At 37.0% G+C, this 23,849-nt stretch carries 22 protein-coding genes and 2 pseudogenes; 5 read left to right on the top strand and 19 right to left on the bottom strand.

The features are described from left to right. Positions 1-14 precede the first annotated feature (14 nt). From MKY45_RS08730 to MKY45_RS08715, 4 genes are all read right to left on the bottom strand, one after another. Positions 15-374 carry a Rieske (2Fe-2S) protein gene (locus MKY45_RS08730; RefSeq protein WP_042533254.1) on the bottom strand — a complete coding sequence of 120 codons (360 nt, stop codon included), beginning with the start codon at positions 372-374 and terminating at the stop codon, positions 15-17. Positions 375-482: 108 nt separating this feature from the next. Further along, the gene (locus MKY45_RS08725; RefSeq protein ID WP_042533252.1) at positions 483-1,640 is read right to left on the bottom strand and encodes an aromatic ring-hydroxylating oxygenase subunit alpha; all 1,158 of its coding nucleotides are present in this window, start codon (positions 1,638-1,640) and stop codon (positions 483-485) included. 34 nt (positions 1,641-1,674) lie between these two features. Continuing rightward, positions 1,675-3,222, bottom strand: a complete 1,548-nt coding sequence (gene pruA / locus MKY45_RS08720; RefSeq protein WP_256706015.1) for an L-glutamate gamma-semialdehyde dehydrogenase — start codon at positions 3,220-3,222, stop codon at positions 1,675-1,677. 19 nt (positions 3,223-3,241) lie between these two features. Then, complete coding sequence (locus tag MKY45_RS08715) at positions 3,242-4,282, bottom strand: ornithine cyclodeaminase family protein (protein WP_042533248.1); 1,041 nt, start codon at positions 4,280-4,282, stop codon at positions 3,242-3,244. Between the two features lie 1,068 nt (positions 4,283-5,350). On the opposite strand from MKY45_RS08715, the gene MKY45_RS08710 reads away from it, so the two are divergent. Then, a complete protein-coding gene (locus tag MKY45_RS08710; RefSeq protein ID WP_193063826.1) occupies positions 5,351-6,913 on the top strand; it encodes a BCCT family transporter in 1,563 nt (520 codons plus the stop codon). Between the two features lie 95 nt (positions 6,914-7,008). Here MKY45_RS08710 and MKY45_RS08705 read toward each other — a convergent pair whose 3' ends face one another. The 5 genes from MKY45_RS08705 to MKY45_RS08685 all read right to left on the bottom strand — a co-directional run bounded on the left by MKY45_RS08705 (position 7,009) and on the right by MKY45_RS08685 (position 9,755). Further along, on the bottom strand, positions 7,009-7,497 hold the full coding sequence (locus MKY45_RS08705) for an MFS transporter (RefSeq protein WP_338112849.1): 489 nt from the start codon (positions 7,495-7,497) through the stop codon (positions 7,009-7,011). Next, a complete protein-coding gene (locus tag MKY45_RS08700; protein ID WP_256706013.1) occupies positions 7,442-8,425 on the bottom strand; it encodes an MFS transporter in 984 nt (327 codons plus the stop codon). The genes MKY45_RS08705 and MKY45_RS08700 overlap by 56 nt, the downstream gene beginning before the upstream one ends. 47 nt (positions 8,426-8,472) lie before the next feature. Then, on the bottom strand, positions 8,473-9,093 hold the full coding sequence (locus tag MKY45_RS08695; protein ID WP_256706012.1) for a nitrite reductase: 621 nt from the start codon (positions 9,091-9,093) through the stop codon (positions 8,473-8,475). Positions 9,094-9,221: 128 nt separating this feature from the next. Next, the gene (locus tag MKY45_RS08690; RefSeq protein ID WP_042533242.1) at positions 9,222-9,500 is read right to left on the bottom strand and encodes a glutaredoxin family protein; all 279 of its coding nucleotides are present in this window, start codon (positions 9,498-9,500) and stop codon (positions 9,222-9,224) included. Positions 9,501-9,536: 36 nt separating this feature from the next. Further along, the gene (locus MKY45_RS08685; protein ID WP_193063829.1) at positions 9,537-9,755 is read right to left on the bottom strand and encodes a hypothetical protein; all 219 of its coding nucleotides are present in this window, start codon (positions 9,753-9,755) and stop codon (positions 9,537-9,539) included. Positions 9,756-10,063: 308 nt separating this feature from the next. Between MKY45_RS08685 and MKY45_RS08680 the strand changes: the two are divergent. The 4 genes and pseudogenes from MKY45_RS08680 to MKY45_RS08665 all read left to right on the top strand — a co-directional run bounded on the left by MKY45_RS08680 (position 10,064) and on the right by MKY45_RS08665 (position 15,636). Further along, a pseudogene (locus MKY45_RS08680) lies at positions 10,064-11,201 on the top strand (IS3 family transposase). A gap of 761 nt (positions 11,202-11,962) precedes the next feature. Further along, positions 11,963-13,453, top strand: coding sequence for a spore germination protein (locus MKY45_RS08675; RefSeq protein ID WP_256706011.1), 1,491 nt, complete (start codon positions 11,963-11,965; stop codon positions 13,451-13,453). After that, the gene (locus tag MKY45_RS08670) at positions 13,431-14,537 is read left to right on the top strand and encodes a GerAB/ArcD/ProY family transporter (RefSeq protein ID WP_256706010.1); all 1,107 of its coding nucleotides are present in this window, start codon (positions 13,431-13,433) and stop codon (positions 14,535-14,537) included. The genes MKY45_RS08675 and MKY45_RS08670 overlap by 23 nt, the downstream gene beginning before the upstream one ends. Then, complete coding sequence (locus MKY45_RS08665) at positions 14,524-15,636, top strand: Ger(x)C family spore germination protein (protein WP_256706009.1); 1,113 nt, start codon at positions 14,524-14,526, stop codon at positions 15,634-15,636. Before MKY45_RS08670 ends, MKY45_RS08665 begins: the two co-directional genes overlap by 14 nt. 445 nt (positions 15,637-16,081) lie before the next feature. On the opposite strand, the pseudogene MKY45_RS08660 reads toward MKY45_RS08665, so the two are convergent. The 10 genes and pseudogenes from MKY45_RS08660 to MKY45_RS08615 form a co-directional block, all read right to left on the bottom strand. Next, positions 16,082-17,664 (bottom strand): annotated as a pseudogene (locus MKY45_RS08660) (FAD-dependent oxidoreductase); the annotation flags it as partial. 17 nt (positions 17,665-17,681) lie between these two features. After that, positions 17,682-17,993: a rhodanese-like domain-containing protein gene (locus MKY45_RS08655; RefSeq protein ID WP_306432742.1), complete on the bottom strand. Its 312-nt coding sequence runs from the start codon at positions 17,991-17,993 to the stop codon at positions 17,682-17,684. A gap of 92 nt (positions 17,994-18,085) precedes the next feature. Then, on the bottom strand, positions 18,086-18,448 hold the full coding sequence (locus tag MKY45_RS08650) for a rhodanese-like domain-containing protein (RefSeq protein ID WP_052485023.1): 363 nt from the start codon (positions 18,446-18,448) through the stop codon (positions 18,086-18,088). Positions 18,449-18,642: 194 nt separating this feature from the next. Continuing rightward, positions 18,643-18,903: a metal-sensitive transcriptional regulator gene (locus MKY45_RS08645; RefSeq protein WP_042536145.1), complete on the bottom strand. Its 261-nt coding sequence runs from the start codon at positions 18,901-18,903 to the stop codon at positions 18,643-18,645. 71 nt (positions 18,904-18,974) lie between these two features. Further along, complete coding sequence (locus tag MKY45_RS08640) at positions 18,975-19,574, bottom strand: class I SAM-dependent methyltransferase (protein WP_212928297.1); 600 nt, start codon at positions 19,572-19,574, stop codon at positions 18,975-18,977. Between the two features lie 232 nt (positions 19,575-19,806). Continuing rightward, positions 19,807-21,138: a persulfide dioxygenase-sulfurtransferase CstB gene (cstB, locus tag MKY45_RS08635; RefSeq protein WP_256706008.1), complete on the bottom strand. Its 1,332-nt coding sequence runs from the start codon at positions 21,136-21,138 to the stop codon at positions 19,807-19,809. Positions 21,139-21,159: 21 nt separating this feature from the next. After that, positions 21,160-22,227: a DsrE/DsrF/DrsH-like family protein gene (locus MKY45_RS08630; RefSeq protein ID WP_042533224.1), complete on the bottom strand. Its 1,068-nt coding sequence runs from the start codon at positions 22,225-22,227 to the stop codon at positions 21,160-21,162. 233 nt (positions 22,228-22,460) lie between these two features. Further along, on the bottom strand, positions 22,461-22,718 hold the full coding sequence (locus MKY45_RS08625) for a glutaredoxin family protein (protein ID WP_042533222.1): 258 nt from the start codon (positions 22,716-22,718) through the stop codon (positions 22,461-22,463). A 52-nt stretch (positions 22,719-22,770) separates the two neighbouring features. Beyond that, positions 22,771-23,547: a sulfite exporter TauE/SafE family protein gene (locus tag MKY45_RS08620; RefSeq protein ID WP_042533220.1), complete on the bottom strand. Its 777-nt coding sequence runs from the start codon at positions 23,545-23,547 to the stop codon at positions 22,771-22,773. Positions 23,548-23,646: 99 nt separating this feature from the next. Beyond that, positions 23,647-23,835, bottom strand: coding sequence for a rhodanese-like domain-containing protein (locus MKY45_RS08615; protein ID WP_256706007.1), 189 nt, complete (start codon positions 23,833-23,835; stop codon positions 23,647-23,649). Positions 23,836-23,849: the final 14 nt, after the last annotated feature.

Here is a 23,849-nt window from a genome sequence, read left to right as displayed (position 1 = left end):
ATTATTTCGCTTCATCATTCTCCATATATATCCAAAGCTTTTATCCATATCGAGCCGTCTTGTTCCATTACGTCATAGACAGACAATGGCGTAACAGCTGGCCCCTCTAATACAGAGCCGTCGCGAATGTCAAAACAAGCAAAGTGAAGCGGGCAATATAAACAATGGTCCTCTAGTTCCCCATCCACCATTTCTGAATAGGCATGCGAACAAATGCCATCTACCGCATACACGGAACCGTCTACTCTTGCCAGAACTACGGTTTCTTTTCCAAGAAATATATCAATCATTTCCCCTTCTTTAACTGAATCACTTGCTGCTGCAAAGGTATACTTATTTTCCTCTAACGGAAGGTTTTCTGTCTGATTTGTCATTTTTTTATCTCCCTCCTCGATAGCTTCTCAAAACGAAAACAGTGTTTTTGGAAGAAGGGATATAATGATGTTAAAATCGTCTCCCACCACTATATCCCTACCTATCGTTTAGTTCTTTTCCATTTCGTCCTGCACGTACTTCTTAAAATTGGCAACTCGCCAGTCAATTGGCGTCAGCGTGCCGCCATCTTTATATGATCTGGATTCATTTCCTTGCTGTGCAAGTGCGCAAGCCTCCCAATCCTCTTGACAGGTTACATCCCAGAATTCAACTGCATCATCGATATATGCGTCATCTTTTTCTAAAACATCCGGGTCAAACAACCAGTATCCTTTCACCACAGATTCATCTGCTTTAATCGGGAAGATTGCCGCAATAAATACATAGTCAGAAGCCATGCAGATATAAGAATGCGGGAAAATATGCAAATAAGCAATTTTACGCTGATCCTCTTCACTTAATCCAGGGAATACAGGCCGGTAAGCTTTCCCGTCTACATTCACGCGCTCAAATCCAGGATTTAATCCCATAGATCCAACGTGTTTGATAACCTTTGTTTCCGGCACCTCTTCATCAACCCATTGTCTAGGCTGCATTGGCGGAGTTGCTTTGCTTAATTCCGGATGAATCGTGCCGCAATGATAGCATTCCTCTGCGTTATCCATTAACAATTTCCAATTTGCTTTTACATTATAGGTTCCTGTTTTACCAATTTTCAGTCTGTGCATTTGGTATTGCTCATAAATAGACCAGGATTCTGGCAAATTAAAACTCTCTTTTAGTGAAGGAGCTTCTGAATCCGCATTGATCCAAATAAATCCATCCCATGTTTCTGTTCTTATGCTAACCAGGGAATGCTCACTTCTATCAAAGCCTTCATCTTCATCCGAAATATTTGGCGCTTTTGTCAATTCACCAGTATCCCCACTATACATCCAGCTATGATAAGGGCAGATGATTCTCCCTCTAGGGAAGTTTCCTGCCTCTGTCGTACACAAGCGGGAACCGCGATGGCGGCAGACATTATAGTACGTATTAATTTCGCCATCTGAACCGCGGGTAACAATAAAATTCTCATGTGCAATCTGAACTGTCTTATAATCGCCGCTGTTCGGGATTTCTTCTTCTCTTCCTGCAAGCAGCCATGTCTTAAACCATATTTTCTCTAACTCTTCATGAAAGTGATTCGGATCATAATAATCACTCCCTGGAGACGTAGGCTCAAACTTTGCGTAACTTGGAAAACCGCCTTCAATTGATTTCATACTATTAACCTCCCATTTTAAATAGATTTATAAGTTAAAAATTTTCAGCAATTGTTTTTGCTTGCACAAAATGCAATAAATACTCTAAAGTTCCTGTTTTCTCCCCAGTACCGGACATATAATAACCGCCAAATGGCTGGATTCCTACTAATGCTCCTGTACATTTACCGTTTAAAAATAAATTTCCGCATTCCATTTTTCTTCGAGCATAGGAGATTTGTTCACGATTGTTCGTATATAAAGCTCCTGTCAATCCAAACTGAGTATCATTATATACATCGATTCCTTCTTCAACACTCGATGCTTTGCATATAGCCAGAACCGGCCCAAAAATTTCCTCTTTCATTATCCTTGATCCTGGAGCGACATCTTTGAAAATGGTTGGCGTAATATAATACCCTTCCGTATTATCACTGTTGCCGCCAAAAGCCAGTTTTCCTTCTTCTTTCCCAATTTCTATATATTCGTTGATATTTTTAAACGCTTTATCATCAATCACAGGACCAATTGGATTATTTTCAGTACCTGGGCCGACATGAAGTTTTTTCGTACGTTCAACAATTTTATCAACCATTTCATCGTAAACGCTCTCATGAATGATAGCTCTGGAGCCCGCAGAACACTTTTGTCCTTGGTAACCAAATGCCGATGTTACAATTCCATCTGCAGCAGCGTCTAAATCTGCTGATTCATCTACAACAATACCGTTCTTTCCGCCCATTTCAGCAACAACCCGCTTTACCCAGCGTTGATTTGGTATTCTTTTATGAGCCAATTCATCGATGTGCAGACCTGCTTCCATGGAACCGGTAAACGAAATAAAATTGATATCTCTGTGTGTTACTAAATCGTCCCCTATTTCTCTGGAGGAACCTGGAATATAATTAATAACTCCATCAGGAACACCTGCTTCATGCATGATTTCCATAAATTTAGCTGCTACGATTGGAGTCAAGGAAGCTGGCTTCAATAGTACAGTATTGCCGGTAACGATGGCGGACACAGTCATTCCCGTAACAATTGCCAACGGGAAATTCCAAGGAGAAATGACAGCTCCAACCCCAAGCGGCTTATATTCAAGATGGTTTTCAATCCCCGGTATGGTAACCAGATTTTCTCCCTGTTCAAGCTTGATGGCTTTACGAGCATACATTTCCAGAAAATCAATTGCCTCGTTAATTTCTCCATCAGCTTCCGCCCAATTTTTACCTGCTTCATATATTTGCCAGGCAACCAATTCCGGTTTGCGCCGCTCCATAATTTTAGCTGCTTTGAATAAATAACGGGCCCTTTCCAGGAAAGTTATAGCGCCCCAGCCTTCATGTGCTTTTTTGGCAGCAGTTATTGCTTCTTCAATATCTTCTTTACCAGCTTGGCTAACATAACCGATCACTTCATGATGGGAAGCCGGATTATAAGAAGCCAGTTTGTTTTCTTTTGAAACTTCTTTTCCTCCAATAATCAGAGGATATTCCTTGCCAAATTCTGTTCTTACATATTCTAAATTTTTATTTAATGCTTCTCGATTTTCAGATTTTCCCCAATCTGTCGGCATATCGTTTTTAAATGGTGTGATAGGCAATAAAGACACCTCCTAAAGATTAATACATTGCAGGCTCAGACCATAATTTCACTGGAGTACCTAATCCGCGCTCTTTCGCATTTTGATAAATCTGATAGCTGTTTGCTGTATCTGTTGCGCAAATACCCAGTGTTACAAAGAAGATGCTGTCATCGTCATTTTCCCGAATAACTTTATCTCCTTTAATTACCTGACCTAATTCAATAATATCGTCCTGAGCTAATTTACCAGCTTTTGTAAGTTCAGATAAAGGATATTTATCATCTTTTAAACGGAGCTTATAATCCATGCAATATTTATTAAATCCTTCTAAAATAGCTTCGTTTTTATGATCCCACATCGACACTCCAGAGTGGAAAGATCCTTTTTTAATCCATTCTTTCGGAATATATTCATTTCCTAAGTTGACGTTTGTTGCTGTATATACAATATCAGATTGCGCTACCGCCTGTTCTACATCTTTACAGATTTCAAAATTATAGCCTAAATGCTTCCATCTATCAGCGAATTGTTTTGCGCGATCCTCATTCATGTCATATAGTCGTACGGTTTTAATATTTTTCATTACTTTGCTTGTTGCCTCGATATGAGCATTTTGAATAACACCGCATCCTACTAATCCAAGTACTTCCGAGTCTGGACGGGCACAATACTTCGCTCCTAGAGCACTGGAAGCCCCTGTACGTAAAGCGCTTACAATCGTATCATCCATAACCGCAAATGGATATCCTGTATCTTCATTATAAAGAATAATCATTCCATTTGATCTTGGTGTCTGTCTTTCTACCGGGTTCAAAGGATTACTCGGGATACCTTTAACAGCAGCAACACGCATTTCTTCTGAACGGATCAAAGCAGCGTGTACACCAATTCTTTTACCTGAGTAGTTTCCTTCTTCCCATAACAGGTGTAATAATTCTGGTTCAACCACTTTATCTTCTGCCAACCATAAATTTACTTTTTCTACATATTCCAGAATCATATCCATATCTTTTGCGCCGCTTTCAATACATTCCTCTTGAGACAACCATAAAACGTCTACTTCTTTAGAATTACTCATTAAACAAACACTTCCTTTTTTTTATTTTTTAGTTAACTTTCATTTAAGTAAAGATATTTCGTTCTTTTGGTTAATGTTCTATGCTATTTCTCATAAATCCCTTCTTTCAGATAATCAAGTTTGAAAAGTTAATTACGGTTATATTATAATCATGATTATTAATAAATGCAATACTTTATTTACTCAACTTTCGCACCTAAGAATAAGCATATATATCTTGCTATTTCAGGGTGAACATGTTCCCCCTTATCATGCTTGCATTTTGGTGGAATATCCGGCCTTGTTGGAATTGGTGATGGTGCATAGCTCCGCTCCAGCGAATGAAAGAAATAACATTCTAATGAGCTGGACGAAATAGCAGCTTTCGCCTGAATAACCAATTATGACAGCATGGATATGAAATACAGAGAATCGCTTCGATGCACAGAAAGTAATCTTGGCGGAACATGTTTCCATGCAGCATGAAAAATATGTTCTATCGGATCAAATTTCTGTTTGGTAAGTTGTTTTTCACATATAGAACATCCTGCTAGCGAAGGCGGACCGTTTTGACTCCTGAGGGATCAGCACCATCTGAAGATCCACTTTTGCCAAGTGCTCTTCTTGGCAAAAGTTAGCTGAAGAGCGTGCCCCTAGGCAGACTAAGACCGCAACGTCCTGGGACTGCGATTACTCGCCCCATCGAAAACATTTGTACGTCGGAAAGCAAAATGGTCCGCCGCAGCGGTGCTTTACACTTCACCTTTTATTCTTTGTCAAGGGTGTTATCGAAGGAACGATCAACTCCTGTTTATATAGAAGCGAAATTACTTTTTAATGTGCGAAAGTTGAGTTATTTATTAAAAATTTATAAAAAATTATTTGTATTCAATCATGATTATGATATAATCTTGATTGTGTAAGCGATTCCAATTATATCTATTAATTACATTTAAGTCTAGTATTTGTTTTTTAAGGAAGTGATTTTAAACTTATAACTACTACTAAAATTTGTTAAAATTACCATAAGACGAGCTGGGATAATTTGTCGGATTACTTTAGGGAGTATTGAAACTGGGAGGAGATTTTTTGTTTAAGGAAAATAGCGTTCTTAGTATATCTTTAATATTAAGTATTTTGTTTGTAATCATCGGGGTTGCTTTTAATGATTGGCTAGGGCAGAAAGCATCTGTATTTTTGAATTTTACAGTCACTTATTTCAACTGGTTTTATTTACTTGTAGGCACTATATTTGTAGGGTTTTGTCTTTTTCTAATGTTTTCGAAATATGGAAAGACACGGTTAGGAAAAGACACTGATAAGCCTGCTTATAGTACGTTGTCATGGATTTCCATGCTGTTCAGTGCAGGCATGGGGGTTGGTTTGGTGTTTTGGGCAGTTGCTGAACCAGTTTCACATTATATAACACCTCCAACTGGAGAAGGTGCAACAGCAGAAGCTGCCACCGAAGCAATGAAAGCCACCTTTTTTCATTGGGGGATGCACCCTTGGGCATTATTCGGAACTGTAGCTTTAGGTTTAGCTTATTTTCATTTTCGAAAAGGGCTTCCACCTTCCATAAGTTCTATTTTTTATCCGTTGTTGGGGAATCGGATTTATGAAACTCCTGGCAAAATAATTGATATTGTTTCTGTATTTATCACTGCAGTTGGTGTAGCTAGTACATTTGGATTAAGTACTTTACAAATTAACAATGGAATGAATGCTCAATGGGGAGTGCCCATTACATTCCCTATTCAAATGCTTATCATCGGATTTGCTACTTTGTTATTTATTATTTCCTCGTGGTCAGGATTAAATCGGGGATTGAAATATTTATCTTACTTCAACATAGTACTTTTAGCTTTTGTTGTGTCTATCATACTTATCCTAGGGCCTACCAGACAAATCTTTGAAATACTGATCTCCACTACAGGAAGTTATGTAGGAAGTATACTGCCTACGAGTCTTCGGATGGAACCTTTTAATAGTGAAGGAAGCAATTGGATAGGCACATGGACGGTGTTCTACTGGGCCTGGTGGACCACATGGTCTCCTTTTGTAGGCTCATTTGTGGCCAGAATTTCGAAGGGAAGAACCATTAAGGAATTTGTTTTGGGCGTATTATTAGTACCCTCCTTGATATCCTTTATCTGGTTTTCAGTTCTCGGAGGCAGTGCTATTCATTTAATTCATGATTTAGGCAACAGCCAATTAGCGGAAACGATAAACGCAAATGTAGACGGAGCTTTGTTTGCTTTTCTAAGTGAATTCCCACTGGGCAACTTTTTAAGCATATTGGCTCTCTTGCTAATTTTTATTTTCTTTATCACCTCAGCAGATTCCGCTACATTTGTATTAGGGATGCTGAGCAGCAATGGTAAACCAAATCCGTCAAGAAATCTTAAAATAACATGGGGACTAATCACTGCAGGGTCTGCTGTCGTTTTCCTATTAGCCGGCGGACTGGAAGCAGTCAGAACAATAGCTATCGTCATAGCCACCCCATTTACCATTATTACTGTTTTTATTTGCTGGGCAGTGCTGAAAGAGTTAAGAAATGAAGATAAAATTAGACACTCTAAAATCGCAAATAAAAAATATAAAGTGGCTCGATATAGTGATTACAATTATAAATCCCGCGCTAAATAAGTGTACAAGTTATACAGAGAACATTTAGGATCAACATTGTAAAAAAAGATTCCATCTATCAAAATATGATAGATGGAATCTTTTTGTGTTCACCATTATTTTTTGGATTGAATAAACAACAACGCCAACACAGCTCCAACGAAAGCAAACATACCTGCCCAGAAGAAGCCTTGCTGGAAACCTTCATTCAGAGCAACGACTGAATCAGCAACGTCACTCGCTCTGGTTGCTGCACCGGCAATCGCAACCATAATTGATAGACCAATGGCAGAGCCGATTTGGAAGTTCGTATTGTATAAACCGGAAGCAAGCCCTGATTTTTTGGGCTCTACTTCTGATACAGACGCTGTTGTAGAAGCTAAATAAGCAAGTGCATTTCCAAGCGCTGCAACAAATGAAGGGATTAATACACTTATAAAGTAAGTGCCATCCACTGTTGCAAATTGTGAAAATAAAATATTACCCAATCCGAGAATCACAAAACCTGTAGCCATCGTCATTTTTATACCTAACTTAGCCAATACCTTTTCAGCTACGACGATCATGAAGAATGCCATAAATAATGGCACAGGCAATACTGCCATTGCGCCGGCTGTCGGAGAGTAATGTAACACTTGCTGCAGATAAAGAATCAACATATATTAACGGGAACCATGCTGCCTGTGTTAAAAAGACACCGATATTACCAATACCTAAGTCAGGTGTTTTAAATATATTAAGTGGTAGTAGCGCTTCTTTCATCTTGGATTCTACAAGAAGGAAAATCAGAAACAGAACAACACCTGCAATAAGCGAAATCATAACATTGCTTGATGTCCAGCCGCTGTGTTCCGCTGATACAATGCCATAAACAAGCAACATCAGAGATGCTGTGACTAGAACAGCTCCGACATAATCAATACGTCCTTTCAATCGTTGACCAGATTTTTGTAATAGTTTAGGACTGAAAATCAAAACGATAATGCTCAATGGTACATAGATGAACAATGTCCAGCGCCAGCCGAGTGTCCCAGTTAAAAGTCCGCCAAATACAATTCCGAATGCCCCGCCTGCTGCCCCCGATAAGCCCCAAAAAGCAAGTGCTTTTGCTTTTTCAGCCGAGCTGAAACTAAACAGCCGCATAACCATAGATAGAGCTGAAGGGGCAATTAAAGCGGAACCCAAGCCTTGAATTCCACGGAATATATTTAGACTTAGCTCGCTCCAGGCTAAACCAGCAAATAAAGATGAAACTGCCAAAATTAGAACACCCAAGCTAAAAATACGGCGATTGCCATATAGATCGGCTAATTTACCTCCTAATAACAGGAAGCCTCCAAATATGAGCAGAAATGCACTCATTACCCATTGTAAGCTTTCTTGCGTATAACCGAGTGTTTTCTGAATGGACGGTAAAGCAATTTGGATAATAGACGCATCCATGATTACAAGGAAGTTCGCAAAACATAAGAGAAACAGTGCTTTCCACCGTTTAGGATCTAGTTGTGAGATGGTATTTGTATGTGTAGACATCGTTGTATTACCTCCAATAGTGCATGTACCTAATCATCATAAAGATGCTATTTATATATCAATTGATCTTTCCCGATTCTTCTCCAGAATTTAAAGAAAGGCTCTCTTTTCTTGCCAAGCTGTGAATAATTTTCAATAATTCTCTCTACAATTTCGTATAGCTCTTCCGGCTCCAGGTCCTCTTTCAGAAGCATCCCCACTTCTGCATCAAAGCCCTTGCCCTTTCCACCTACATATAAATTGTACTGATCCTTGAATTTCATAACGCCTATATCGCTGACCATTGGTTCTCCACAGCCAATCGGACAGCCTGTATAAGCCATTTTTAATGTGAAAGGAACCTGTTTGCCGGCAAATCGTTTATTAAGTTCTTTTGCTACAGGCATCCCTTCTCTTTCTTCCCCTTTACAGAAATTGCAGGTTCTCAAGCTCTTAACGTAATTTCCCACTGGATAACAAGCCAATCCAGCACTTTCAAATTCCTTTATAATTTCTTCTTTATCACTTTCCGGTATTTCGATATAAAGCTGTTGAAAAGTGGTTAATTCCAGCTCTTCATTTTCATCCATATATTTAGAGATGGTCAGCAGCTGGTTGGCATTTAATTTTGATCCGAATCCGATACCTCCATTGACGGCGATTTTAATCTTTTTTCCATCACTCTCCATATAAACTCCCCCCTCTTTATACTTTTTCATCATTTTTATACAATACATTGGTAAGGTATTTTTAATGACAGAAAAGAAATGGACTCCATAAAGAAATAAAATCTCTTTACGGAATCCATTTCTTTCTCTTAGCTGACTTCTAACAGCTTTTTGATTTCTTCTTTATTTTGCTCAAACCCGGTCATGCTTTTCGCTTTTTTCCTTAAACCCAGCATAGACGATCGAGAAAAAACAATACCGGGAACGATTCTATTTCCTGTTATCTTTTTTAATTCCTTCTCTTTTTCGGGCTGTTTCGCTAAGTCATATTGTTTATGCGGGATTTGATGTTCTTCCAAAAAGTTTTTCAAATCCTGGCAATCTGAGCAAGTTGGTCTAGTATAAATCTCCAAATGATATGCAGTCATTTGCAAAATTACCTCCTCCAAATATGATGACATTAATTATTTACTTACTTCAATATTGAATGAATAAGTGTGTACCTTATTACCGAATTCAAATTCTGCCCAAATTTTATACATTCCCTGCTTTGGAAAATGAGCATGGAATGTGGTTGTGTCGTCAGAATCTGGATGAACATGGATATATTGTTCTGCTGCTTCATCTACAATGACTACATGCCCTAAAGCCCCTAAATGCGGTTCAGGAGTTTCTCCATGCATATTAAAATCTAAGGGTACTGCTTTTCCGGTCTCTGCTTTGACGTCATCTAACGTAACGGTTTTACCATTACTTGATTCCGATTACTAAGTCGTCTCGTGTAGCTTCAACTTCTGTTGTTATGGTTTCAAGATTATTAATTTTAGGTATTCTTTAAATTTGGGTGAAGGGTCTATGTATTAGCCCAAAGTTCCCTCCAGTTTTTTTATGTAAAATATTGCAAAATAATGATGCTAGTATAGTTTCATGGACACAACCTAGTTAAGTTTTTAGGAAATTGACAATACTATTAACGAAAGGTTGTGTCCATATGGGAAACAAAAATAATGGCAAAAAATATAATGAAGACTTTAAAAAGATGATTGTTGATCTTTATAATACTGGCAGCTCAGCTAGAGATTTAAGTAACGAATATGGCGTTTCTGAAGTAACTATATATGCTTGGGCCAAGAGATATTCTCCTATAAAAATAGAAGATGGTTCAACGGTTACTCCAGATGAAATGGTTAAAATGAAAAAGCAAATGCTCCGTCTTCAGGAGGAGAATGACATCTTAAAAAAGGCTATGGCCATATTCGCGAAAAAGTAAGTCTTTCTGAGCTGACAACGATGATAGAAAAACATTCCAATCACCATTCGATCCAAATGCTTTGTGATGTATTACATGTTCCTAGAAGTACGTATTACGATACATTAAATAAAACCGAATCAAATCGCAAAAAGGAAAATAAAATGTTGACCCAAGAAATTAAACGCATTTATACAGAAAGCAAACAGCGTTATGGTGCACCTAAAATCCATTATATTCTCCAAACAGAAGGTTTTCGGGTGAGCCTTAAACGTGTGCAGCGTCTGATGAAAGAAGCTGGTATTCGCTGCATTGTGATGAAGAAATTCAGACCGACACCAAGCAAAGAAACAATAATAGAACGTGAAAACATCTTGAAACGAGACTTTTCAACAACCACGGTGAATGAAAAATGGGTTGGGGATATTACGTATATCAACACATTAAAAGATGGCAGGTGTTACTTGGCTTCCGTTATGGATTTACACACAAAGAAGATAGTTGGATACGCTTTTTTCCGTTCCATGACAACCGGTTTAATTTCAAAAGCCTTAGAAAATGCTTATCAAACCCAACAACCGAAAGACGGGTTAGTCTTTCATTCGGATTTAGGTTCCCAATATACCAGTGATGAATTTGCGAAAATGGTTGATTCTTATCAAATGACGCATTCCTTTAGCCTTAAGGGTTGTCCATACGACAATGCCTGCATCGAATCGTTTCATGCGATTTTGAAAAAAGAAGAAGTCTTTTTTATTCCGCTAAAATAGCGTTATTCCAATATATTGAAGGGTGGTATAACCGCAAAAGAATACATGGAAGTATCCATTATCAAACACCACAAAAGCTAGAAAATAAGATAAAGGCAAGTGCAGCATAACGCAACACTTGATTCAGTGCACGGCTTTACTTGGAGTGGCGGGCATGATAGCCTCTCGTGGAAAGCTAGTAACGTTTTAAATAAGCTGATTTCCTGGCTTAGCAATCATGCCCGCAGAGGCTTCATGTCAAACCCTCAGCGTTTTCAGGGAATCACAATGAGAAAACAGATTTTGACTTAACTATGTTGTGTCCGAAATATTGACATAGATCCAAATCTTCTTTACTGATATAAAGTAAACAAAGAAAGGTTTTATTAACTGGAGGTGTATTATATGAATGCGGAAATAATGATGTTAGTAATAACATTGGTAATAGGATTCTCATTATTTTTCATGGTGGTTACCAAAAAAGGTAGTCCGATTAAAGCTTTTTTTCTATGGTTAATTTAATTGATTGTTGTACTAAGTATAACTATATTAAGTTAAATTTTGGAGTAATTGATATATTCACTTCAACATTCGGTCTTATAACAATTCTAATGTTAATACTGGTATTGGCAATAAAAAGTGAGTTTGAAGATTGTGAAATACACTTAAACTATATGGGACAAAAACGGAATAAAGTATAGCCTCCAAAACTCAATTATTGGGCCAATTTGTGGAATATGGCTTATGGGGCTGCTGAGCGTTGATGTTCAAGTAATTTGTCCACTGATGTCCTTGCATTCTCTTTGAAACAACTTCCATCTTCTATTTGCATAATTGTATTCAAATTCCACATACTACTAACAAGAAGTGGCAGTAAAAAGGGTGTGCAGGGATGAAATTTAAAAGAAATAAATTCAAAAAGTCTTTAATAAATCAGGCAAATCTCTCCATAGAGAATATCAAAAGTCAATTAAATCATTCCAGCGATTTAAAAGACCGTGAAATACATAGCAATAATCAAATCTATATTATCCTTTACATCAATTCATTAGTTGATCAGGAAAAGCTTGAATCAAAAATAATTAAACCGCTTACAAAAATGGAAAACAACAATATTTTAAACGAACTATATAGCCAGGAGATCAGCACTGCCAAAAGTAATAAAATAGCCATCAACGGATTATTAGACGGTTATTGTCTGCTAATAAAAAAAGGCAGGAATAGTGAAGGGTTCCTGCTGAAAGCGAACGCATCAACCGATAGAGAAGTTTCAGAGCCTATCATAGAAAAAACAATCCTTGGGGCAAAAGTAGGTTTTGTTGAAAGCTTAGACAAAAACATTTTTTTACTCCGTACAGTAACAAAATCACCCGGTTTCACGGTTAAAAAGTATACATTGGGTTCCTCAACAACAACGAATGTATCACTAATTTATTTGGATTATTTGGCAGATCCGGAAATCATCAAAAAGGTTGAACAACGTATAAAAAGTATTACGATTGATTCCATCCGATCAGCAGGAGATATTCAGGATGGCATTGAAGATTATACAGTTACTCCGTTTCCCCAGCTTTTACTTACAGAACGGCCAGATCGCGCTTCAGCAAATTTAAAGGACGGAAGGATTGCTTTAATTATAGATGGAAGTCCTACTGTAATTATATTGCCAGCAACATTTATGACGTTCTTTCAAACACCGGATGACTATATTACCCGCTGGTGGTTAGGTTCATTTTTTAGATTTATACGTCTATTCAGCTATATTATTGCACTTATTCTACCGGCATTATATATTGCTTTCGTTTCATTCCATTATGAGGTAATTCCTTTGGAACTTGTTTATTCGCTGCAGTCTTCGTTGAGCTACGTACCATTTCGGCCATTTATAGAGTTAATGATTATGCAGCTTTCCTTAGAGTTGCTTAGAGAAGCGTCCATTCGACTGCCACCTACCGTCGCCACAACTTTTGGGATCGTCGGAGGGCTAGTTGTAGGAACAGCAATGGTTGAGGCTGGAATTGTCTCCTATGGCGGGCTTATTATTGTTGCATTAACATCAGTCTCATCATTTGTTCAGCCAAATCTAGAAATGAGCAGCTCAATTCGTATCTTAGGATTTCCTTTAATGCTATTGGCAGCTACATTTGGCTTTTTTGGAATTGTCATTGGAGTGTTATGTGTGTTAATTCACTTGTCACGCCTTACTTCATTCGGTCATCCATATTTTTCACCTTTTGTTCCATTGAACTTGGAGGATTTTAAAGATACTATCATTCGTGTTCCTTCTTGGATGATGTATAAACACTCTAAAAATTCACCTCATTATAAGCAAGAAAAACGATCAAGGAAGTGGAAACTAGATGAAAGTGAAGAGCCGTATTAGTTCTGAAAATTTATTTTTTGTGCTGGTGCAAACGATGATGGGTGTAGGCTTGTTATCATTACCTCATCAAACACATCACGCAGCAGGCAGTGACGGATGGATTTCCATTTTAATTACTGGATTTTTTATTCAACTAATTGTACTGCTTATCTGGTTACTTTGCATAAAGTTCCCCAATCTTACCTTATTTGATTTTTCTAAAGTAATTTTGGGGAAAACTTCTGGAACTGCATTAAATTTTTTATATATTATTTACCTGCTGACAATGATTTGTTATATCTTCATTGTATATGCGGATATTTTGAAACGATGGATACTCCCTGAAACTCCAGTATGGGTATTATTTTTGATTGAATTCGTTCTACTTATTTATGGAAGTATTTGTAAGATAAAAAATGTGATATCTTTATTATCTTTCCTATTCATATTCATCCTGTTTTTATTCTTCATTACGTTTTTTGTTTATGGTGATTCATCCATAGATGTTCGCTATCTTTTCCCTATTGGTTCCAGTGGTGGATGGAATATTCTTAAAAGTACAAGTGATTCAATGATATCTTTAACAGGGTTTGAAACATTACTTATTTATTTTGCTTTTATAAAGCAGTCTAAAAAAAATATTTCAGCACTGAAAGGAGCTTTTTTAGCAGTATTATTTGTAACCATTTTTTTAACGTATATTGTGATTCTAAGTACCGTAATGCTTAGTCCTGAAGAAATAAAAATCACGTCGGAACCGGTTCTATATATACTAAGTGCAATAGAAATAAGAATTTTAAGCCGATTAGATTTAATATTTCTTTCTTTCTGGGGTCTGATAGTTTTTACTACTATTATCAGCTACTCCTTTTCAGCAAGTATAGGAATAAGTAAATTAATCCGTATCAAACATAAATTTGCTGTGATACTATCTGGAACATTCGTCTTTATCATTTCGATGATATTTTATTATATGGAGATTACCTTACTTGAAAAATGGTTAACGCATTTAAGTTTAATTTTCGGCATTATTATCCCTATCCTACTGCTTTTAATAACAATTATTTTTAAAAGAGAGGTGGCATCGACCTATGAGAAAAACTGAGCTCTTTTTAATCTTCATTATACTTCCATTACTAACTGGGTGCTGGGATGAAAGACTTCTAAGGGATTCCCGTACCGTGTATTTATCAGGTTTTGACTTGGATGAGAATGGTGATTATCAAACAACTTCAATTATTAGAGAAATGAATATTAGTGAGTCAAGCAGGGGGGAAATATCCATATCGAATGAACTGGTAACTGGAAAAGGAGGTTCGATAAAAGAGGCAAGCATGACAATTGATCGAAGCGTACCTGGTAATTACGATCCCGCAAAAGGAAGAGCTTTAATCTTAGGAATCGAGGTAGCCAAAGGTGATATTTACAATGTGCTGGGTCCTCTTTACCGGGATCCAAGGGTGGATATAAACGCCAAAATTGCTGTGACAGATAGCAGTGCAAATGAGATAATTACCCATTTATCCGAAAATGAAGTTGAAAAAGGGGAATACCTGTACGAATTGATTCACAGCAGTGAAATACATTCGGAGATCCAGGATATTACACTAAGATCGATTCGCACCTATTTGTTTGATGAAGGAAAAGATTTCATGCTCCCTTATTTGAGCAAGGACGAGGAAGATAATGAAGTTAAAATAAGTGGGGCTGCTCTTTTTCATGACCACAGCTTTACCGGACAGTTCCTTACCCCTGATGAAAGTACTTTGCTATTATTATTTATGGAAACACAATCCAAAAAAGCACTTTTAACAGAACAGTTAGATAAAAAAGATGATGTATCCGTCAGCTATAATGTAAAAAGCGTATCAAGAAAACTTAAGCTGGAAAAAAAAGAAAAGGTACATGCTGATATTAGGCTGCAATTGGACGTAGAGATTGTTGACTATCCTCCAGACCATTTAGATAAGCAGAAAATGATCAATTTTTTGGAAAATCGATTATCAAAGATTCTCACTGAAAAAGCGGATGCTCTGTTCAAAAAACTTGCAGCGAATCAAAGTGACGTACTTGGATTAGGCAGAGAACTCATTGCCTTTCATCCAGCTATATGGAAAGAAATAAAGGGAGAAAATTATTATGAGCATATCCTAGTTAATCCAAAGGTAAAAGTAAATGTTAGAAGTAGTGGAATCATTTTGTGATCACTGAAGTTGATCACCTTTTTCTTTCTGATATTATTTTTTGACCTATTTCTATTAGACTTCTATTCATAACAGCGATACAACGGAGACACAGTCATAAAGAAAGAGCATATGTATGCCTTTTCTAAGAAACAAATTTATGGAATGATGGTATTCTTAATTATTAGTACTGGTCCAGTTACGAAACCTCACATTACAAGGAATCCCTTGGTTGAAGCGTACAATTTTATCAGTTTCTTTCACTCCGTTATTTTCCAATTCTCTATAAATCCTTTTTCTCCCATGCACAGGTACAAATTCCATTTCCATTAATCCAATTGGTTTTCCGTCTTCCATTGAGTTTAATAAGAAAGAACAGTCTTTCTTAACCAACCCTGTTACTATCACGTCAATATATTTATAATTGATTACCTTTAACCATTAATCGGAGCGTTTATTACATCTCAAAAACGAAGTTATCTAGAGCCATTACCATGTTGTAGCTTCGTTGACCTGACCGGCAATGTATATATACAGGTTCATCTTTCGGAATTTCTGTTAATCTGTTTCTAAATTCACTTAAGGGAATATTTATTGCATGTTTTAGATGACCAGCATTGTACTCTCCTTTTTCACGGGCATCAATGATAAAAGCATGATTCTCCACTAACTCACGTACACAGGAAACCTTTACTTCTTTATATCGGCCTTCTAATTGATTTAATGCTACAAGCGCTGCATGATTAACAACATCTTTTGCCGTTCCCAGCATTGGAGAATACGTTAATTCAAGTTCTTTTAAATCATCTAAAGTCCCATTCATCGTGATTATCGTTGCAATGACATCGATCCGTTTATCGACATTACCTTTTCCAATCGCTTGTGCACCTAAAACCCGCCCTGTCGGGTATTCATATACTAATTTAAAATGCATTGGATTACTATTTGGCATCAAACCTACTTTATCTCCAGGCATCACATAGACAGAATCAGATGATATACCGGCTTGTTCCGCTGTTCTGACATTTAAACCAGTGGAAGCTGCATTTAAATCAAAAAGATGAATAGAGGAAGAGCCAATAACCCCTTGATTCCTGCTTCGAATTCCATACATATGATCTGCAGCTGCTCTGGCCTGCTTCTGGGCAGGTCCCGCCAGTGCTAACCTGGCCGGTTTGTGTAATAATCGATGGTATACTTCTATGGCATCTCCGACTGCATAAATATTTGGATCACTTGTAACGTAATTCGTATCCACTTTGATGGCGCCTGTTTCACCGATTTGAAGACCTGCTTCTTCCGCTAAGCGCGTTTCTGGTCTGACACCAATCGCTAAAACAACTGTCTCTGCTTTTATCCTTCTTCCAGAATTGGTCTCTACAAAACTAGCATCTATTTTTGCTAAGCCGTCATCTAAAATAAGATTGACTCCTTGGTCAACCATTTCTTTATGGAGAATCTGGGCCATATCGTAATCAAATGGAGGCATTACTTGACTGGCAAACTCTACTAAAGATATATGATAGCCTGCCAGCTTTAGATTTTCAGCAACCTCCACACCAATAAATCCCCTCCAATCACTGCAATATTTTTTATATCTTCTTGTTTTATGAAGTCATTCATATTTTCAATATCAACCACATTACGAACTGTGAACACGTTGGGATGATCGATGCCATCCAAATTTGGCCGAATTGGTTTCGCTCCAGGTGAAAGAACTAAAGAATCATACGGTTCTTCGTAAGTTCTATCCGCAATCAGATCTTTAATAGTAATTGTTTTTTTATCACGATTAATTTTCATAACCTCTTGATTTACTCTTGCTTCAATATTATATCGGTTTTTAAATATATCTGGATTCATTAAAACAAGATCTTGACTATCTTCTACAATTCCACTTAAATGATAGGGTAAGGAGCAATTCGAGAAAGATACATGCGGACCTTTTTCAAGCATAATAATTTCGGCATGTTCATCTAATCTTCTTACTCTGGCAGCAACGGATGCTCCGCCAGCAACTCCTCCAACAATTAATATTTTCTTCCCCATTGCTATCACACCTTCCGTTATTCTATTTCACCCTGCCAAGCCATCATGCCGCCAGTGATATTTATTACATCGTAACCCTGTTCAGTTAAAAAATCACATGCGGTGGAACTTCTGCCTCCGGAATGGCAAATCAAGTAATAATGTTCATTCTTGTCCAACTTTTCTAATGAATCTGCTAACTCCCCTAAGGGAATGTGTTTCGCTTCAGGGATTTTCCCCGCTGCTACCTCAATCTCTTCTCTAACATCAATTATGTTTATATGTTGGCACTGTCTTATTTTTTTCGCTAATTCGTTTACTTGTATACTTTTCATAACATCCTTCTCCATTTCTGCTTCCTCCGCGGGGTATACATATAGTGATAAAGACCCGTGAAAAACTTACTCTTGAAATGATAATAATTTATAACCGGAATCCGCAATCACTGTGAATGCTTCCATGAACTCATTCCGCCTTGTACATTCACAACCGCTTGAAAGCCTTTCCGCTTAAGAAATGATGCAGCACGGCTACTGCGCATTCCGCTTTGACAAATTAGAAATACTTCTCTATCTGAAACCAGCTCATTCCACCTGCTGTTTAGTTCGTTTAAAGGAATATTTTTCGCTTCTTTTATTTTATTTGCTTGAAATTCCCCCTTTGTTCGAACATCGATCAGCTGTATATCACTCTTTTTAAGCTTTTGCTTTAATTCCTCCGTAGTTATTTGTTTAATTCCCTTTCGTTTCAATTGATTGAGTATTATAACAAGCAGCACAAAAATCGCTATGATTGTATATATCATTTTTTTATCCTTCCTCCAATACATTTGGGGTAGTTCAGGTGCTTCGCAGTCCTTCACCTTAGCTGCGAATGCTTTATCATAATTGGTAAAAGGTAATTTATTTGTTTACACCACATCCATTTACCCTATACCCGTACGTGTATTATTATTACTTAAAAATTTTTGCTAAGATAGACTGAATTGCTTTGTCTATCCTAGCGGCTCTTCACTAATAGGTTGACTGCCTGGTCAACAAACTCGGTGGTATCTTCTCCTTCTTCTACTGCCTTTTGAACGCACTCAACAAGGTTTGAACTAACTATAACTCCCATTGTACGATCAATGGCAGTACGTGAAGCAGACAGCTGCGAAACAACATCACGACAGTCCTGACCCTCTTCCATCATTTTCAAAACGCCTCTAAGCTGCCCTTCTATACGTTTAATCCGATTTTTCATCTGGTTATTATATTCCACCATACATCGCCTCTTTCTAATTAATTTTATAAATCCCTCATATTTATCCAAGATTTCGCAGGTATTACTTTTTAAACTGGCTTTTGAGCAATGATTTGAATAACATGAGCTGTTCCACTATGAAAATTACCTTCACTGCGCTCCACTTCTCCCATAAAGAAATGAATCATTTTCCAACCTTTAAAGACTTCTAACACTTCTTGAGGGTCATATAGCATATCCTCTATTTTCGGACCGCCGCTCTCATAAGGTATTTGGTAAATAGAAAAAACCTCAGAGACATAATAGCCGCCTGGTTTAATAGACTCCTTCACATTTTCTAATACCTTATGACGCAGCTCTGAATCAAAGTGACCATATATACAAACTATTTCATCCCATTTATTTTTAGTCCAGTCAGCTTGATTTAAATCAACCATTTCAGTATTAACATGCACATTTCGTTCATCGGCGAGGTTTTTCAACTTTTTGATACCTTCTTTAGACGAGTCCCATGCAGTGACATCCAGGCCTTCTTCAGCTAAAAATACTGCATTGCGTCCTTCCCCCTCGGCAATTGCTAAAACTTCGCCTGAAAACGGATGATTTTTATGCATCTCTTTCAAGAATTCATTCGGTTCTTTTCCGTACACATATTCATTTGTATTAAATTTCACATCCCAATGATTCATCTAATTACTCCTTTCTTCATCAAAGATACCATTACTCCTATAGGTACGCCAAATGTTTTAACTTATCGGGTATTAAAACGCTATAATAAGAATTTATTTTTTATTTAACATAAGCAGGAAATACTCCCCAGATGAATATTAGAGAGTATTTCCTTTTTTAATTTTAACGTTTTTCTTTGCCATGAAAATGTTTTTTTAAAAAGGAGATTACACATCTCTCTGTTATTCCTTACTATAAATCCTTCTTAATATCTTTATATCCTTCTTTTACGTTAATGATATTTCTAAAGCCTTTTTTCTCTAACAGCCCAATTGCAATGGAGCTTCTAACCCCTGACTGACAATGAACGAATACTGGTTCATTCGTATCAAAAGGTACTTCTCTTTCTAACAATTTACCATGTGGTATATGCACAGCTTGTTTTAAATGACCTTGATTCCATTCACTATCATTACGGACATCCAGCACATTTTTCTCTTCACCGGTGATATCTTTACTATGCACATGCTGAGAAATAACTTCATCTCCTGGTTTTACATATCCCTTTACAATGTCAAAACCAATTAATTGTAAGACATGCGCAGCATCTTGGACTGTTTGGTTATCACCTGCAAGGTTAATGGGCTGATCATAATCTAAATACCAGCCGATTTGATTGATAAAGTTTTTATCAAACGGAATATTAACAGTACTATGTTGATGTCCGCCGTGATAGGCGCTTCGCGTGCGAATATCAAACGTTTGTAATGCTATGTCCTCCGCAGGATATACAATGTATGGTTTAAAATAGTCACTGCCATACTGATTAATTTTTTTCATTTGAGCAAAATGATGCGGCGGTTCCGGCTGGTCTGTTGTTAATACTGTAATAAATGTTGCTTCATCAGGTGCTTGAAATGCCCAGTTGTTTATTTTTTCATAACCTAATGTCGACATTGGAACTGCACCAAGTGATTTTCCGCAAGGACTTCCGGCACCATGCCCTGGCCAGATTTGAATATAATCAGGTAAAGCTGTTATCTCCTGAATGGATTGATACATCTGTTTTGCACCGATTTCTGTGGAACCGCTGACTTGTACCGCTTTTTCCAGCAAATCTGGGCGTCCAACATCCCCAACAAATAAAAAGTCTCCTGAGAATAATCCCATTGGTACAGAAGAGCCGCCTCCTTTATCTATAAGCAAGAAGCTGACACTCTCCGGGGTATGTCCAGGTGTATGAATAACCTTTAGAGAAACGTTGCCAACATGAATTTCATCATTATCCTTAACGAATATCGTACCATCCGGCATATTTTTATAACCTAAAGTGTCATCTCCTTCACCAGATACATAAATTCTTGTTTTTAATTTTGCTGCAATATCACGAATACCTGAAGCAAAGTCTGCATGAATATGTGTTTCTGCAGCATGCGTAATTGTTAAGCCTTCAGCTTCTGCCACTTCAATATATTCACGAATGTCTCTTTTTGGATCAATAACAATCGCTTCCCCTGTACGCTGGCATCCAACTAAATAAGAACTTTGTGATAAGTGCTGATCATAAAACTGTTTAAAAAACATAATAATTTCACTCCTTGGTTTTTAAATAAATAGATTATGTTTCGCTTTTTCTGTTTCACCGATATACGTACCTACACCGGCAAATTCAATTTCTGAGCGTAATTCTTCTTTCTTGATTCCCATGACATCCATACTCATCGTACATGCAATCAGTTTAATATCCTGCTCAATTGCTTTGTCTATTAATGCTGGCAAACTATCTACATTTTTCTGCTTCATAATAAAACGCATCATCCGGTTACCTAAACCAAGCATGTTCATTTTCGATATAGGCATGTTGACAGGAGTACGAGGTAAAAATAAATCAAATAATTTTTCCATCCCCCGTTTCTTCACTTTTTCTTTATTATTAAGCTTTAGAGCACTTAATCCCCAGAAGGTGAAGAAAATCGTTACCTCTCTGCCAGCTGCTCTTGCTCCATTAGCAATGATAAATGCCGCAAGTGCTTTATCCAATTCACCACTGAATAGTACAATTGTTGTGCCATTCGAAGTTTCTTTTATTGCCATATCCTTATTAATTTGTTCTTCTTTTTGGATAATTGCTCTAATATGCTTATTGCTTTTCTCTAATTCCACAATGGAATGACCCGTTTGAGCAGCCCAGCTTCTTACATCACTATGAAAACCAAAGTCAGTAACTTTAACTTCTATTTGCTTCCCTGCATCCATTTTTTGAACTTCCGCATTTAAACTGACAATTGGTCCCGGGCATTGCATGCCGCTATAATTAACAAGCTTACGATTATCTTGAATTTTTAATTCTCTCTTTTCCTCAGCAAGAGAACTATTTTTCTCAGCAAAAGCTGAATAACCACCATCTAAATTGACAACCTCAAATCCTTTACCTGCTAAAAATTCACTTGCCTTTTGACTCCTGGCGCCAGATTTGCAATGAATATAATATGTTTTATCATTTTCAGGATATTTGTGTTCAATTTCCGATAATGGAAAATTGTACGCATATTGAATGTGACCTGCTTCATACTCCGAGGTTTCACGTACATCTAATAATTGCCCATTCTCACCTAACCTCTCTAACTCTTCTTTTGAAAAGTCATTAATATGTTTTGCTTGATAATTTGCCATAATAATCTCCCCTTTGTATACCTATAGGGGTATAATAACTGATGATTAAAGAAATGTCAAATACCATATAGGGTATTTTACAAGCTATAATTATTTCCTAATATTAAATAAGCAAGGGGAGAGACATACAAAAATATAATAAAAATTGACAAACTGGATTAGCAGCGTGCAGGAAATTCTGAGATTACTCTCCTCAACGAGAAGGTTTCACCTCACTACTTTATTTTTTCACCTTATTTGCATAACGTCTTTTTTTGATAAAACAAGGCTTGCATTATTTTTTCTGGGTTAAATCCAGAAATCCGTTTTCCATTTATAACAGTCTGTGGTACAGATAACCTTTTTGTTTTTGAAATTAATTGATACATTGCAACAGGATTCATATCCACATTCACTTCTTTATAAGGAGCTTCAAAAGAATCCAAAAAACTTTTTACCATGCTGCATACTGGACAAAATGTTGATGTATATATCGTTATAACTTGACTCATCCCTATTCCTCCTTAATTATTAGCTGTCTGCATATTTAAAAGATAAGAACAATCAAATAATATCCGTCCAGATTTTTAAGGCAGTGGCAAAGATTAACAATGCTAATATTGCCTGTAATATTTTGATGTTCATTTTTTTCCCGGTATTTGCACCAATTGGAGCAGCAATTAAGCTGGCAATTATCATGACAGCTGCCGGCCCGTATAATACCTGATCTGTAATAATTTTTCCTATAGCTGAACCGATAGAGGATAAAAAGGTAATTGCTAATGAGGAAGCGATTGTTACCCTTGTAGGTATCTTTAATATTACAAGCATAATCGGAACAAGCAGAAATGCTCCAGCGGCACCTACAATCCCAGCTCCCAGCCCCACAATAAATGCTGATATAACTGCAATCAAATGATTAAATTCCACTTGACTGTTCTCCTTATCCTCTACATGCTGCTTCGGTACAAACATCATTACTGCGGCAATAGTGGCCAGCATGGCATATACCAAATTAATATTACTATCTGATAATAAATCAGAACCAAATCCGCCTATAAAGCTTCCAACTAAAACAGAAATTCCCATCGTTAATATTAAGGATTTATTTAGATATCCATCCTTTCTATATGCCCACATGCCGCCAATTGTTGAAAAGAAAACCTGAATAGCTAAAATACCAGCAACCTCTGATGAAGATAATGAGCCTACTCCAAGCAGTACCGGAATATATAATAAAAGTGGATAATTAATAATTGAACCACCAATACCTAACATCCCTGATACAAACGATGCAATAAGTCCAATAAAAAATAATACAATAATAAAACCTAATTCCATTTGATCACCTGTTTTCCTACCAATACTAGCAGGCTGATTTCTTATAATCTTCTAGTAAAAGCATAATGTTTGTGCGATTACTTAAAACGATAAAGTGTGTCATCCCTTTGTTATTGGAAATTTTTCTTTCGTCCATGCTACATATCTGCCTTTTACGTTCAATACATTTTTAAAATTATTTACCTGTGTCAGGCTGTCAGCAACTGCTGAACGGGCATCAGAACGACATTGCATCAAATAAATTTTTTTAGGTAATTCTTCAATTTGATCAACATGTGTGCCTAACATAATATGGTGCGCAC

Origin of the sequence: Oceanobacillus sp. FSL K6-0251 (assembly GCF_038004725.1) — a bacterium.
GTDB lineage: Bacteria > Bacillota > Bacilli > Bacillales > Amphibacillaceae > Oceanobacillus > Oceanobacillus oncorhynchi.
Note: the sequence above shows the minus strand (reverse complement) of the source record. Positions and strands in the feature narration are given on the sequence as shown.

Coding starts and splice junctions, on each gene's coding strand:
- MKY45_RS08730 (WP_042533254.1), bottom strand. CDS start 374: ATGACAAATCAGACAGAAAACCTTCCGTTAGAGGAAAATAAGTATACC.
- MKY45_RS08725 (WP_042533252.1), bottom strand. CDS start 1,640: ATGAAATCAATTGAAGGCGGTTTTCCAAGTTACGCAAAGTTTGAGCCT.
- MKY45_RS08715 (WP_042533248.1), bottom strand. CDS start 4,282: ATGAGTAATTCTAAAGAAGTAGACGTTTTATGGTTGTCTCAAGAGGAA.
- MKY45_RS08705 (WP_338112849.1), bottom strand. CDS start 7,497: ATGGCAGTATTGCCTGTGCCATTATTTATGGCATTCTTCATGATCGTC.
- MKY45_RS08700 (WP_256706013.1), bottom strand. CDS start 8,425: ATGTCTACACATACAAATACCATCTCACAACTAGATCCTAAACGGTGG.
- MKY45_RS08695 (WP_256706012.1), bottom strand. CDS start 9,093: ATGGAGAGTGATGGAAAAAAGATTAAAATCGCCGTCAATGGAGGTATC.
- MKY45_RS08690 (WP_042533242.1), bottom strand. CDS start 9,500: ATGACTGCATATCATTTGGAGATTTATACTAGACCAACTTGCTCAGAT.
- MKY45_RS08685 (WP_193063829.1), bottom strand. CDS start 9,755: ATGCATGGAGAAACTCCTGAACCGCATTTAGGGGCTTTAGGGCATGTA.
- MKY45_RS08675 (WP_256706011.1), top strand. CDS start 11,963: ATGAAATTTAAAAGAAATAAATTCAAAAAGTCTTTAATAAATCAGGCA.
- MKY45_RS08670 (WP_256706010.1), top strand. CDS start 13,431: ATGAAAGTGAAGAGCCGTATTAGTTCTGAAAATTTATTTTTTGTGCTG.
- MKY45_RS08665 (WP_256706009.1), top strand. CDS start 14,524: ATGAGAAAAACTGAGCTCTTTTTAATCTTCATTATACTTCCATTACTA.
- MKY45_RS08655 (WP_306432742.1), bottom strand. CDS start 17,993: ATGGAGAAGGATGTTATGAAAAGTATACAAGTAAACGAATTAGCGAAA.
- MKY45_RS08650 (WP_052485023.1), bottom strand. CDS start 18,448: ATGATATATACAATCATAGCGATTTTTGTGCTGCTTGTTATAATACTC.
- MKY45_RS08640 (WP_212928297.1), bottom strand. CDS start 19,574: ATGAATCATTGGGATGTGAAATTTAATACAAATGAATATGTGTACGGA.
- cstB (WP_256706008.1), bottom strand. CDS start 21,138: ATGTTTTTTAAACAGTTTTATGATCAGCACTTATCACAAAGTTCTTAT.
- MKY45_RS08630 (WP_042533224.1), bottom strand. CDS start 22,227: ATGGCAAATTATCAAGCAAAACATATTAATGACTTTTCAAAAGAAGAG.
- MKY45_RS08625 (WP_042533222.1), bottom strand. CDS start 22,718: ATGAGTCAAGTTATAACGATATATACATCAACATTTTGTCCAGTATGC.
- MKY45_RS08620 (WP_042533220.1), bottom strand. CDS start 23,547: ATGGAATTAGGTTTTATTATTGTATTATTTTTTATTGGACTTATTGCA.
- MKY45_RS08615 (WP_256706007.1), bottom strand. CDS start 23,835: ATGTTAGGCACACATGTTGATCAAATTGAAGAATTACCTAAAAAAATT.